The organism is Bifidobacterium simiarum (genome assembly GCF_002802905.1).
In the GTDB taxonomy this organism is placed as follows: Bacteria; Actinomycetota; Actinomycetes; order Actinomycetales; family Bifidobacteriaceae; genus Galliscardovia; species Galliscardovia simiarum.
The window spans coordinates 1-12,646 of record NZ_PEBK01000013.1; the positions used below are offsets into that span (position 1 = coordinate 1).

Annotated in this window: 8 protein-coding genes and 2 tRNA genes; 1 reads left to right on the top strand and 9 read right to left on the bottom strand. The window is 59.3% G+C overall.

Going from position 1 to position 12,646, the window contains the following annotated elements; translation table 11 throughout:
* Positions 1-317: 317 nt before the first annotated feature.
* The 6 genes from CSQ87_RS10050 to CSQ87_RS10075 form a co-directional block, all read right to left on the bottom strand.
* A complete protein-coding gene (locus CSQ87_RS10050; protein WP_100513746.1) occupies positions 318-1,535 on the bottom strand; it encodes an NAD/NADP octopine/nopaline dehydrogenase family protein in 1,218 nt (405 codons plus the stop codon).
* A gap of 349 nt (positions 1,536-1,884) precedes the next feature.
* Positions 1,885-2,226: a RidA family protein gene (locus CSQ87_RS10055; protein ID WP_100513747.1), complete on the bottom strand. Its 342-nt coding sequence runs from the start codon at positions 2,224-2,226 to the stop codon at positions 1,885-1,887.
* A gap of 151 nt (positions 2,227-2,377) precedes the next feature.
* Entirely contained in the window at positions 2,378-3,877 is a 1,500-nt protein-coding gene (gene nhaC, locus CSQ87_RS10060) for a Na+/H+ antiporter NhaC (protein WP_100513748.1), read from the bottom strand.
* A 62-nt stretch (positions 3,878-3,939) separates the two neighbouring features.
* Complete coding sequence (locus CSQ87_RS10065) at positions 3,940-5,085, bottom strand: MalY/PatB family protein (RefSeq protein WP_100513749.1); 1,146 nt, start codon at positions 5,083-5,085, stop codon at positions 3,940-3,942.
* Positions 5,086-5,297: 212 nt separating this feature from the next.
* Entirely contained in the window at positions 5,298-6,002 is a 705-nt protein-coding gene (locus CSQ87_RS10070) for a helix-turn-helix transcriptional regulator (RefSeq protein WP_100513750.1), read from the bottom strand.
* A 393-nt stretch (positions 6,003-6,395) separates the two neighbouring features.
* A complete protein-coding gene (locus CSQ87_RS10075) occupies positions 6,396-7,181 on the bottom strand; it encodes a (S)-acetoin forming diacetyl reductase (RefSeq protein WP_100513751.1) in 786 nt (261 codons plus the stop codon).
* 644 nt (positions 7,182-7,825) lie between these two features.
* On the opposite strand from CSQ87_RS10075, the gene CSQ87_RS10080 reads away from it, so the two are divergent.
* On the top strand, positions 7,826-9,493 hold the full coding sequence (locus CSQ87_RS10080; RefSeq protein WP_100513752.1) for an MDR family MFS transporter: 1,668 nt from the start codon (positions 7,826-7,828) through the stop codon (positions 9,491-9,493).
* Positions 9,494-10,812: 1,319 nt separating this feature from the next.
* On the opposite strand, the gene CSQ87_RS10085 is transcribed toward CSQ87_RS10080, so the two are convergent.
* The 3 genes from CSQ87_RS10085 to CSQ87_RS10095 form a co-directional block, all read right to left on the bottom strand.
* Positions 10,813-10,885: transfer RNA gene (locus CSQ87_RS10085), tRNA-Ala, on the bottom strand.
* Between the two features lie 93 nt (positions 10,886-10,978).
* A tRNA-Ile gene (locus tag CSQ87_RS10090) sits at positions 10,979-11,052 on the bottom strand.
* Between the two features lie 120 nt (positions 11,053-11,172).
* Complete coding sequence (locus tag CSQ87_RS10095) at positions 11,173-12,552, bottom strand: anaerobic sulfatase maturase (RefSeq protein WP_100513753.1); 1,380 nt, start codon at positions 12,550-12,552, stop codon at positions 11,173-11,175.
* Positions 12,553-12,646: the final 94 nt, after the last annotated feature.

Here is a 12,646-nt window from a genome sequence, read left to right on the forward strand (position 1 = left end):
CCCGGAAGCTAAGGCCTGGCACGGCGATGGTACTGCACTCGATAGGGTGTGGGAGAGTAGCACACCGCCGCTTTATTTCTTGTGTGGGAACGCCCCGATGGCTTAGGCCTCGGGGCGTTTTCGTGTTTCCGGGGGTTTGTTTTTCCTGGCCCCTCATCCGGCCGTCTTCGACGGCCACCTTCCCTCGCCGGGGGAAGGCCCCGCAGGGGCGTGCTTCGTCCGGTACGGGCTTCCCCTTGAGGGGAAGCTGGCAGCCGCAGGGCTGACTGATGAGGTGACCCGATGGCGAAGCCGCGACGAAACGGCTCCAACCCCCGTCAGCGGTCTCGCAGGGCCGCGATCAGGTCGTTTGCGAACGTCGGTCCCTGATACGGGACGTTGAAATAGTCGGAGTACAGGGTCAGCAGTGCCGCACAGGTTGGGGTGGGGACGTTGATCAGTCGGCCCAATGAGACCAGCGGGGCGATGCCATAGGGGATGTCTTCCTGAATGAATCGGTGCGTGGTCGAATCCGGGCCCATCACTTCACGGTATACGGGGTTGTTGCGGAACAGTTCGGTCAGTGTGGGGTAATCGCTATCCCAGAATCCGTTGAGCTGCTTGACGATCGGGATATACGGTACGTCGAGGGCCTCGGCCAGCGCATGACGTTCCCCGTCGATATGGGCGATCAGTCGCTCCGCGTGCTCGCTGAATCCGTCCGTCAGCATGTGGAACGGCTTGCCCTGCTCAATCTGGGTCATGTTGAGCAGACACATCGGCGCGTGGATAATCGGATTCGGTGCGCACAACGAGGTTTCGAACACCGACGATGCGTATTCCACCTGATCATACAGATCGGTGATCAGATCATCGACGGGGGCTGAATCTTTCCCATCCCGGGAACCGGACGTTTCATTTGACGCGGACGACGTGGAGGTTATCGACGCTACGGTGATCGTGGTCTTCACCGCCGTGACATGCAATATCGGCGGGGTCTGCGTCGACCAGGTTCCTTCCAGATGAGCCACATACGGCATGCCAGTGCTCTCGGTGATGCTGCCCACCTTCGCGATCATGGGGGCCGCGATCGTGGTGGCTGCGATCGTGCGGGCGGGGACGGTCTGGCTGCCGTCTGCTGTTCCGGCTGATTCGTCTGACTCGGGGATATGGTTTGCTGCGGTGGTGCGGGCTGCTGCGGTTGTCGCACGCCAGGCGGCGAAGGCCTCGACGGCACCCCAATTGCCGTTGAGCACCAGAACGTGCAGCGGCCGTCCCTCCGCTGCGGCGTACAGCCGGTCGAACACTTCTCGGTGGGCGTTGGCCCAGGTGCAGATGACGATCACCTCGCCGTATCGCGCGGCCTCGCTGAGATCGGTGGTCGCGGGGATTACGGACGTATCGGAGAATCGGCCGGTCACGGTCAGCCCCCGTTCCGTCAGTAATCGAGCCTTGGCTTCACTGCGCGTATACACCAATGGCGCATGGCCGCTGGCCAGCAGATGCACTGCCAGCGCGAGTCCTGTATTGCCTGCCCCGATGATCGAAACCTTCACCGTCGCACCCCCTCTGGTTCGGTGATTACGATCCGTTGATCGTGCGTTATCGCGGCGTTACGCCCGCGTTTTGCCTATTAGCCCGATCCTAGGCCGTATGCCCCGGGATGGGGCGGTTGCGTCCATCGGGCGGATTCGGGGAGAGTCGGGGCGGAACTGATGTGGGCGGATGGGAGCGGTGCGTCACGGATACGGATGGGCTCGGGCGGATTCGGGCGGAACTGATGGATGGGGTCGGAACCGAAACAGGGCAGAAGACCGTATGATGCACGGTCTTCCGCCCTGATACGAGTCGGAGTGGTGTTACGGGCCGAGAGCTCAGATCGGGAGCGCGGATCGGGATCGCTGATCAGGAGCGACGTGCGATGGCTTCGATCTCGATGGCGGCACCGGCGGCGAGGGCTCCGACCTCCATGGCGCTGCGGGCAGGATACGGTTCGCCGAAGAAGCCGGCGTATGCGGCGTTCATGGCCGGGAATTCGGCGAAATCGGTCATGAACACGGTGGTCTTCACGATGTCGTCCTTGGTCAGGCCGGCGCTGATCACCGCGGCCTCGAGATTGCGCAGCGCCACGAGAGTCTGCGCCTCGATGCCTTCCGGCGTGGCACCCGTCTCCGGGTCGATCGGCAGCTGCCCCGACACGAACACCAGATCCCCCGCCTCGCGAACAACGGAATACGGTCCAGCCATAGTGTCTCCTTTGAGTATGTGGTGTGTGATTACTGAGCCAACGATGTCTGATGTGACTCATCAGACTGGCTGATGATGAGCAAAATAAGCAATATAGTGCTCCCTCCCCGTAACCGAAGAGGGAGCACTGATGATGCGATTGCCGGAAAGATCAGGCGGAGATTTCCTTCTGCTGCTCTTCCTTTTCGAGTTCGGCGAGCATTTCCTTCTGCTCTTCCGGGGTGAGCTTGGTGATACCGATGCCGGTGAAGCCCCAGATCGTAGCGAAGATGACGCCGGTCCAACACAGGGTGGCCCAAGGCATGTAGCTCAGCGTGGCAACGCCCAGCGTGGAAGCGCAGTAGGCGCCGGCGGCGGTCCACGGCAGAATCGGTTCGAAGATCGTGCCGGAATCCTCGATGCTTCGAGAGAGGTTGCATGGATGCAGTCCGCGCTTGATATAAGCCGGTCGCAGCAGTTCGCCGGGCAGTACCAGAGACACCTGGCCGTTGCAGGTGGTGGCGATGGTCAGCACGCCGGTAACCAGCGTGACCACGATCAGCGAGCCGGTGCTCTTGGCGACCTTCAGCAGGTTGTTGACGATGGTATCCAGTGCGCCGGAGCAGGAGAGAATGCCGGCGAACGACAGAGCACAGAACGCGATCAGCAGGGTGCTCATCATGGCGGACATGCCGCCACGGTTCAGCAGGCTGGAGATGTCTTCGGCGGCGGGACCGAGATCATAGTTCTCACCGAGGAACGTGGTGGTGTCGAAACCTGAGACCACGGCGTTGAAGGCGCTCGCCACGGAGAAATGCTGGATGACAACCGTGTTGAACATGGCCACGGCGGACGACAGCAGCATAACGGGGATCGTGGGCTTGCGCAGCATCGATCCCACCAGAATGATGAGCACCGGGATGAGCAGCATGATGACGTTCATGTCGTAGATCGAGGAGAGCGTGCCGTTGATCTGCTCGATCTTGGCAATGGATCCGCTGGAGACGTGGACGGTCTGGCCCGCGAAGAACATGACGATGGCGGCGACGATCAGCGAGGAGAGCGTGGTCCACAGCAGGTGGGCCATGTGCTTGAACAGATCGACGCGGGTGATGGCGGCGGCGAGGTTGGTATCACCGGAAAGAGGGGAGAGCTTGTCGCCGAAGTAGGCGCCGGAGACCACGGCACCGCAGACGATCGCTGGGTTGACGCCGTCCATGCCGAGGGCCACTCCCATGAACGCCACGCCGATGGTACCCATGGAGCCCCAGGAAGTACCGGTGCAGACGGAGACGATGGCGGTGACGAGCAGGGCCGTGATGTACAGGTACTGCGGGGACACGATCTTCAGACCGTAGTAGACCAGCATCGGAATGGTGCCGCCGGACATCCACGAACCGATCAGTGCGCCCACGGTGATCAGGATCAGCAGGGCGGGCATGACACTGGCGATCTTCTCCGCAATGGTGTGGATCATGTCGTTGAAGCTATGGCCCAGACGCCATGCGATGATGCCCGCAACCACTGCGGTGAGGATCATCATCGGCTCGGAGGGCAGGCCCATGGCCACATATCCGACGCCCATGAAGATACACATGAAGAATATGGGGATCAAAGCCACAAACAGCGAAGGCTGCTTGACCTCCCTCTTCTTGACTTCCTTCTTTTCCATTGCTATTCCTTTCTCCCTACAGTGAGAACACTGAGAAAAACTAATGATGACGGCGACCGGAACTAGGCAAGGGCCTGTTCCAGTCGATTCAGCGCCTGTTCGAACAGAGGCGTGGGGACGGCAAGGTTCATGCGCATGAAACCGCTGCCGCCATTGCCGAATTCGACACCCGGCGTGAGAATGAGTCCGTGTTCTTGCAAGTGTGATTCCAGCTGCTCATCATCGAGCCCCGTGCCTCGAAGATCGATCCACGCGAGATAGGTACCTTCCGGCGGGATCAATGATGCGCCGTTGATTTCGGCAAGTGTCTGAGCCAGCAGCTGCGCGTGATGATCGACCAAGGCCAGCAGTTCATCAAGCCATTCCGCGGAATGCTCGTAGCCGGCAATGGTGGCGGCCTGCGCGAAGAAACGCGGGTTGTGACAGCCGGCGTCATCAATGGCCTTGCGCACCTTGTCTCGCAAGATGGGATCGGGGACGATGATGTTCGCGGTTTCAAGACCGGCGATGTTGAAGGTCTTGCCCGGCGCGGTGAACGACATGGCCTGGTCTCCGGGCTCGACACAGGAGAGATAAGGGCAGAACCGGTGTCCGGGATGCAGAAGATCCATGTGGAATTCGTCGGAAATGACCAAGGTTCTGGTTTCGCGGGCAATCTGGGCAATCTTGCGCAATTCGTCTTCGGTCCATACGCGGCCGGTGGGGTTGTGTGGATTGGTGATGACGAGCGCGTCAGCGTCTTTGAGCAGGAAACGCAGCGATTCGAAATCGTATTCGTAATGGCTGCCGTTGAGCTTGAGATTCCAAGGAATGACGTGGCATCCTGCGGCACGGATGGCGGCAGGAGTGGGGGAGTAAGCGGGGTAGGGCACTACGACGCAGGCGCCTTCGCCTACGGTTTCTCTCAATACTGCTGGAGTGGATTCGACCATGCGGCCCACGGCCACGATTTCTTCCGGCTGTATCTTCCAGTCATGACGGACGTTCAGCCAGTTGACGACTGAACGGTAGTAGTCGTCGTCGAGATACGTGTAGCAGTAGTTGCCGATGGCTGCGCGCTTGGTGACGGCCTCTACGATCGGTTTCGGCGCTTCGAAGTCCATATCGGCCACGGACAGTGCGATGACATCGTCTCCGCACTGTTTGATGGCCTCGTCCCATCGAATGCTATGGACGTTTCGGTATTGTGCGGGCGTGAGCAGGGACATTGTTGCCTCCGATGCTGTTGGAATTTGGGTATGGCTGACGCTGGGTATGCGCAAAAGATTGCGAAAAACGACAACAAAGCGGTTGCGGAAAGGGGTTCCGTTTATGGCTTGAGGCCGTGATACGTCTCGGATGTGATGTGATGAGACGGGTGATTCAGACTATTTGGGAGATGACCGGCGTCCAGTGTGCAGGACATCTCCCGTCTGTCAATCTAGGAAGTCGATTGATCTTGTGTTTCGGCGGCTTCGTCGAGCTCCTTGAGATAGTTGTAGACGGTGAACCGTGATACGTGAAGCCGTTCCGCCACGGTGTCCGCCGCATCTCGCAGTAAGAACATGCCATTGTCCCGAGCGATTTGCAAGGCTCTGAGCTTGTGCTCCTTCTTCATCAGTTCGACGGGTACGTTCTGTGCCTCGATGGCTTTGTCGAGAATGAGGTCCGCCAGTTCGTTGACATTCTGCACGAAGTTTTCCTTGGGCTGGGGCTCCGGCGCGGCTCCTGCCATCATTTCTGCGATGTCGGAGATCTGATGCCAGACGGAGACCTCGCTGTTGATGCAGAGTGTCGCGAATACGTCACCGTTGCTGTCGGGTATGGCAATGGTGGTGGAGCGTAGCTCGCGGCCATCGGGAAGCTTGGTGTGATAGTTCATTTGCGTGCGTACTCGGCCATTGGCTGCCTCGGTGAGAAGCATATCGGTGGCCGGGGAGCCTTCTTCTCGACCGGTTACATTGCCGCTGATGGCTACGATCGAATTCGGCAGTTTGCTGAGGTCGTGAATGGCGACTTCGGTTTGCGGCATGACCTTTGACAATGGTTCCGCCAGTTGCTTCAATGCGTTGAAGATGGCTTTTCGTTCCTCGGCAATGGTCAATGTCGTATCCGGCTGAGCGTTGTGTTGGTTGTTGTTAGCCACTGATGTCACCTCCCTTCGGCTTCTCCGCTGAAACCAAGTACTGTATCTATGGGATTATCGTATCAAACATTTTGTCACGACTCTCTATATTTTGTTGAATTCTTCAATCAATATTGTGGAACTCAAACTTTTTGTGTACCTGATTGCGGGATGATCATAAAGTGCTGTGTTAACGGCGAGGTTACGATCTGCTTTCAAGCGTGTCAGTTCGTACCGCTCTTCCCGCGCTCGCCACAACGCAATAAGCCTTCGCCGTGTTGTGTGGCGAAGGCTTATTGCGTGTGATCGTTGGGTTCGTCTGTCTGGAGCCGTGCCGATTTGGCTCGTTGGTCTGGTCAATCGTGTGGCCAACTGATCAGCCGGACGGACGGGACGGTTGGCCCGGTCGGTCGATCAGTGGAATTGCATGCCGCCATCGACTTCGATGGTCTGTCCGGTGATGTAGTCGGAATCCGGTCCCGCCAGGAACGACACGGCCGCGGCCACGTCCTCGGGCTCGGAAAGGCGCCCCAGCGCGATGTCCTTCGAGAAGGTCTGCATGCCCCACTCGTCGCTCTTACCGGCGTTTTTGCCTACCTGATGGGCGATGTCGAACATCATCGGAGTCTTCACGATGCCGGGCGCGTAGGCGTTCACCGTAATGCCCTCCGGGGCGAGATCGCGGGCCGTCACCTGCGTGATGCCGCGCACGGCGAACTTCGTGCCCGAGTACAGCGCGAGATTTGGGTTGCCGACCACGCCGGCCTGCGACGTGGCGTTGATGATCTTGCCCTTGATCTCGTCGTCGGTCTTCTTGGCGCGGAAGTGCTTGATCGCGGCCTGAATACCCCAGATGTCGCCGGCCACGTTCACGTGGTACACCTTGTCGAACTGTTCCGGGGTGATCGTATCGATCGGAGTGGTGGGGCCGAGACCGGCGTTGTTCACCAGCACGTCCAGCGTGCCTAGCTTCTCAACGGCCTCGTCCACCGCGCGGAAGTAATCATCGCGATCGGCCACGTTCACCTTCACCGCAATGGCCTTGCCGCCCTTGGCGTTAAGCTCGTCGGCCACTTTCTGCGCGCCGTCCAGATTCAGATCGGCCACGGCGATGGCGAATCCATCCGATGACAGGCGGGTGACGATGGCCTTGCCGATGCCCTGTGCGCCACCGGTGACGAATGCAACCTTCTGTGTCATAGTGATCTCCTTTGATAAACGTCCGATGCCCCACATCTCATCGGAACGGTTCATGCTCAAATCTAGAAGACGAATCTCGGGAAGTACAGAGGCCGGCGGCAATGTTCACCTGCCGTTAAGCCGGTTCGCGCGCGATTTCTTCCGTCGCTCGTGACCTATCTCCATTTTGAGGGCAGATTTTGGGGTCCTGCAAACACCTATCTCCATTTTGTGGGGCGGACTCATGACGATATGCACAGTATGAGCGTTGCAATATCAACGATGATACTTCGGATATCGCGTCTGAATGACCCGCAGAATGCAGTTAGGTGTCTGCAAGGCCTGTGAAAGTGCTCTCAGAATGGAGATAGCTCCCCCGGAGGCCGATCGAATTCCCTAGGGTCTGGTGCGAGAGGTCTGCATGCCCGCAGCGTGACACCGCTGAAGGCGTAAATCGGGGAAAAGGTATAGAGTGCATTCGTCGGTCAAACGGTGACCGACTGCGAACACCAGATCATACGAAATGGGCGCCGACCGATGACGACCAAGCCGGCCAAGGAAACACGTGGCGACTGCCACCAAGGGCTACCAAGGGCCGCCAAGACGATTCGGCGGAATCTGGCATATTCGCTGCGGCAGAGGATGAGTAATGAAACAGGTGAAGCATGGCGGAATCACGGTCCGATAAACGATACGACGATCAGAACGACGAGGAACGGTCCTCGCAATCCACAACCCCGGTGAACAACCCGAACAAGTCTGGGGATAACCCGGCACCCGCCAAACACAGGCCGGTCGGCCCAAAAACCAAAACCCTGGTCCGCAGCGAAGCCTACGTGAACGGCAAACTCAGCCGGCCCGCGTTCATCTCGCTGACGATCCTCACCTTCATCACGTTCGTCGGCAACTTCACCCAGCTGCAGCTCAGCTCCGCGCTGCCGGCCATCGTCGACGAATTCCACATCTCCGTGACCATCGGTCAATGGCTTACCTCGGTCTTCCAGCTGGTGATGGGCGTGATGGTGCCGCTCACCGCATTCATGACCCGCCGCTTCTCCACCAGGCAGATCGTCATCACCTCGATGCTGGTCTTCACCGCCGGCTCGGCCCTCTCGTGGCTCGCTCCCAACTTCGTGCTGGTGCTTGCCGGACGTCTGCTCGAAGCCATCGGCACGGGCGTGATGTGGCCGGTCCTGCAAATCACGGTGTTCTCCATCTACCCGCTCGACCGGCGCGGCATGGCTATGGGCACGGTCGGTCTGGCGATGAGCGTCGCACCGGCGATCGGCCCCACGCTCGGCGGTCTGCAGACCGATCTGAGCGGATGGCGATCGATGTTCCTCACCCTCACCATCATTGGCGTGGTCAGCGTCATCGCGGCCGTCGTGGGACTGCGCAACTTCGGCGAAAACGATCCGAACGCGCAGGCCGACTTCTTCTCGGTCGTCCTCTCCATCTTCGGATTCGGCGGACTGATGTTCGGCTTCACCAACATCCAGAGCTTCCCGCTGATCCACCCGATGACCGGTCTGCCGATGCTGATCGGCGTGCTGGGCATCATCTGGTTCGTCATGCGGCAGGTACGCCGCCAGCGGGCTCGTGAGGCCGGTACCGGCACCAAGGAGCCGCTGCTGAACCTGCATGTGCTCGCCAACCGCGGATTCACCGTCGGCACCTGCACGGCGTCGATCGCGTTCTTCGCCTTCAGCTCGATCCTCGTGGTCATGCCGCTGTACATTCAGAACGACCGCGGCTATTCGGCCACGATGAGCGGTCTGATCATGCTGCCCGGCGCGCTGGGCATGGCGATCGCGCAGTTCTTCGGCGGCAAGATGCTTGATCGGTTCGGTGCACGGCCGGTGGCGATCCTCGGCAGTTCGGTGCTTACGATCGGCACGTTCGGCATGAGCCTGATTTCGGCGACGTCATGGATCTGGTGGGTTTCGATCTGCCAGTTCGTCCGTCAGATCGGCATGGGATTCGTGCTGATGCCGATCACCACCTGGTCGCTCAACTGCCTGGAGGAGGACGAGGTTTCCGCCGGTTCCGCGGTGACGAACACGGCCCGTCAGATCGCGGGCGCGATGGGCGCGCCGGTGCTGGTGATCCTTATGGAGACATTCACCGCCATGCGCCATGCCGCGCTCGGCGGAGGGGCCGAGACGGCGGCGCTGGCGAACATCTTCGGCATCCAGTGGGTGCTGCGCGTCAGCGGTCTGCTGTGCCTGCTGATGGTGGTGATCGTGGTGATCGGCGTGCGCGGACAGGGTGCCGGCACGGCCCATGCGATCGGTCGCGGTGCGCTGAGGAAGATCCGCAGCCTGTCGAAGTAGGGTGCTGGGTGAGTGTTGAATAATCTGAATAATCCCCATAGTTATGCCCGTCTGTGGATGACTATGGGGATTATTCGTATGGCCGCCGGTGTGGCGTCTGGGGGAGTGGTTTCGTCTGGTGTGGGGGCAAGAGAAAAGCCCCGGCGTTGCGGTCCGCCGGGGCTTGTGAGAGGAAGAGAGAAGAAGAGAGGTTCAGTTATCGGACCTTGCGGAGTTGATGCCGCTGGTCTGGCCTGCGTTCCGCGCGGTTCGGCTTTTCCGGGGCCTTGCCGTGCTTTCCGTTGACATGTCTTATATAACCCGCTGTTCCTTGGCGCAACGATGCGTTTGGCTTGGAGTCTTGGCCGGTTTCTCTGATGAATGCCTGAGTGCGGTGTGCTGGAGCTGTATTCCTCGGACGGTCTTATGGTCTAGGAATCGTGTATAAATCACCATACTTATGGTCTAGGAATCGTGTATAAATCCAAGATCTATACCCTAGGAATCGTGACGGTCTGATCGTTGAAACGTTGTGATTTCAATGGTGAAGGGGAATGATCATGTTCAGGCGAAAAAATGTATGAAGTAACGCATCAGGGGAATGCCTTCGGTCGCGGAGAGACATTCAATCTGGAACGATTCGTCCGGCGTGGGGTTATCGGTGTCCGGAGCGTGCGGGCACGGTGCTCCGGTGGATAAGAAAAGCCCCGGCGTTGCGGTCCGCCGGGGCTTGTGAGAGGAAGAGAGAAGAAGAGAGGTTCAGTTATCGGACCTGGGGACTGGCGTTGCGGTCGCGTTGGCGTCCGTCGGTCTGGCCTGCGTTCCGCGCGGTTCGGCTTTTCCGGGGCCTTGCCGTGCTTTCCGTTGACATGTCCTATATAACCCGGTGTTGCTTGGCGTAACGATGTGTTTGGCTTGGAGTCCCTGTCGGTTTTTCTGGTGATTGCCTGAGTGCGGTGTGCGATAAGTGTGCGGACGACGCTGATTGTGAAGTGTCCGACCGGCGATCGGTCTTCGTTGGATGATGTTCCTGCTCTGTGCGGTCTGTGTGCTGGATCTTCGTGCGTCTCTTGCACCGTCTGTGCACCGTTAGTTTTCGGATCCGCCTTGTACGTCGGGATTCCTGTGGAACAGTCCTCGTCCTGATTTTCGGTGATTTTCGTGCAACATACGTGTAATAGGGCATTCTTCGTGCACCCCCCGTGCACCTCATATGCGCCACATACGCGCCATATATGCGTCACATTACGCGATAAAAGGGCCTAAAACGGCCTAGATTTGCCTTTTGGCAGATAAAACGAAAACCCTCGGAATCGTTGCAATTCCAAGGGTTTCAGTAGTGGAGCTAGCCGGGTTCGAACCGGCGACCCTCTGCTTGCAAAGCAGATGCGCTACCAACTGCGCTATAGCCCCGAACACCATTCATTGTACCGGCTCTGACGAGTCGAACCGAATCGATGTGATGAGAAAAAAAGAGCGGCCTGTAAGCCGCTTCTTTCTTCATCGTGGGCCCGGGAGGACTTGAACCTCCGACCTCATCCTTATCAGGGATGCGCTCTAACCACCTGAGCTACGGGCCCGATCCTTTGGTGCGGTCTTGAAATCGCACAAGTAGATATAATAGCGAACGACCTTGAATCTGTCTATTGTCGGCGTGTCGCGCTTATTTCCGCGGATTTCGTTTCCGACGCCGGTCCGCCTCAGCTTGCCGATTCCAGCACATCCTGGGAGATCTTCGCGCCCTGCGCCACGCTTGCGTCCGGCACTACGGTCGTCTCCTTCACCGCGACCGAGTCCCTTGCCGCAGCCGCATTCCGCTCCGCCGCCATCATCTCTCGCGCGCCCTGCATCATCGCCTCAGGGCTCCGACCTATCATCATCTCTTTCGCCATCCTCACGATGTACGGGGTCGCGTGGCTGAAGAACCGATAGAATCCGCGGCACAGATAGTTCACCGGGAATCGTTCTCCTTCGACGTGCGTCAAACGGTCCTTCGGGCATCCTCCGTTGCATGCCCACCGCATCGGGCAGCTCAGGCATCGCTGGGGCAGCGTCCCGGATTTGCGTGAGCCGAACGCCTGCTGCTGTGCCGACCCCACCAGATCCGCGAATCCGACCCCGGGATCGGTGATATTGCCCAACCGATACCCCGGCTCCACGAAATGATCGCAGCTGTATACGTCGCCGTTGTGCAGCACGGCTAAGGCATCACCGCAGGTGCGCGAATGGGTGCACAGCGTAGGTCGTCCGAAGTAGTTCGCCAGCATCGAATCGACCTGCTGAATGTACACGCGCCCTACGTCATGCGTGGCCCATTCGTCGAAGATGGTGGTCATGAACGTGCCGTAGTCGTCGGGGCGTACGGTACGGGATGTGACCTCGTCGCCCTGCTGTCGGTAGAGGATCCGCTCACCGCTGGTCTTGATCCACCCGTGTTCGGCCTCCCGACGGTATTGCCGCGGCACACGCTCCACGATCGGAATGAACTGGATGAAATCAGCTCCGAGGTCGTCGCGGAAGAATCGATAGACCTCCGTCGGATGCTTGGCGTTGTTGCTGTTCACCGTGCATAGCAGACTCGTCTCCACGCCGTACTGTTTCAGCAGTCGCCATCCGCGTTCCGTCAGATCGAAGGTTCCCCGGCCGGCCTTGTTCACCCGGTATCGGTCATGGATTTCCTTCGGGCCGTCAATACTCACGCCAACAAGGAAATTCTCCCGACGAAGCAGTTCGCACCATCGTTCGTTGATCAGCGTGGCGTTGGTCTGGATCGACTGTCGCACACGCTGCCCCGGGCGTGCGTATCGGCGGATCAGTTCGGATGTGCGTTCGAAGAACTCGACCCCGCGCAGCGTGGGCTCGCCGCCCTGCCAAGGCGCCTCCACGGGCCCGTCCAGCTGGGCGGACAGGTATTCGCGGATGTACGTCTCCAGCGTTTCGTCGCTCATACGCTGGCCGCGCTCGTCGAACAGCAGATCCTTGGAGAGGAAGAAGCAGTATTCGCAGTTGATGTTGCAGGCTGCGCCGGCCGGCTTGCACACGGCGGAGAAGGGGATGTTGCGACGGTCGGCGGCGAGCATGATGTGATCCTTTCAGATCGGGGTGGACGATGGTGATGAGATGGTTTTCGGTGGCTGTGGTGAATCGGTAAGACTGGGCAAAAGTCTGGGTAGG

Coding starts and splice junctions, on each gene's coding strand:
- CSQ87_RS10080 (WP_100513752.1), top strand. CDS start 7,826: ATGGCGGAATCACGGTCCGATAAACGATACGACGATCAGAACGACGAG.
- CSQ87_RS10075 (WP_100513751.1), bottom strand. CDS start 7,181: ATGACACAGAAGGTTGCATTCGTCACCGGTGGCGCACAGGGCATCGGC.
- CSQ87_RS10065 (WP_100513749.1), bottom strand. CDS start 5,085: ATGTCCCTGCTCACGCCCGCACAATACCGAAACGTCCATAGCATTCGA.
- CSQ87_RS10095 (WP_100513753.1), bottom strand. CDS start 12,552: ATGCTCGCCGCCGACCGTCGCAACATCCCCTTCTCCGCCGTGTGCAAG.
- CSQ87_RS10055 (WP_100513747.1), bottom strand. CDS start 2,226: ATGGCTGGACCGTATTCCGTTGTTCGCGAGGCGGGGGATCTGGTGTTC.
- nhaC (WP_100513748.1), bottom strand. CDS start 3,877: ATGGAAAAGAAGGAAGTCAAGAAGAGGGAGGTCAAGCAGCCTTCGCTG.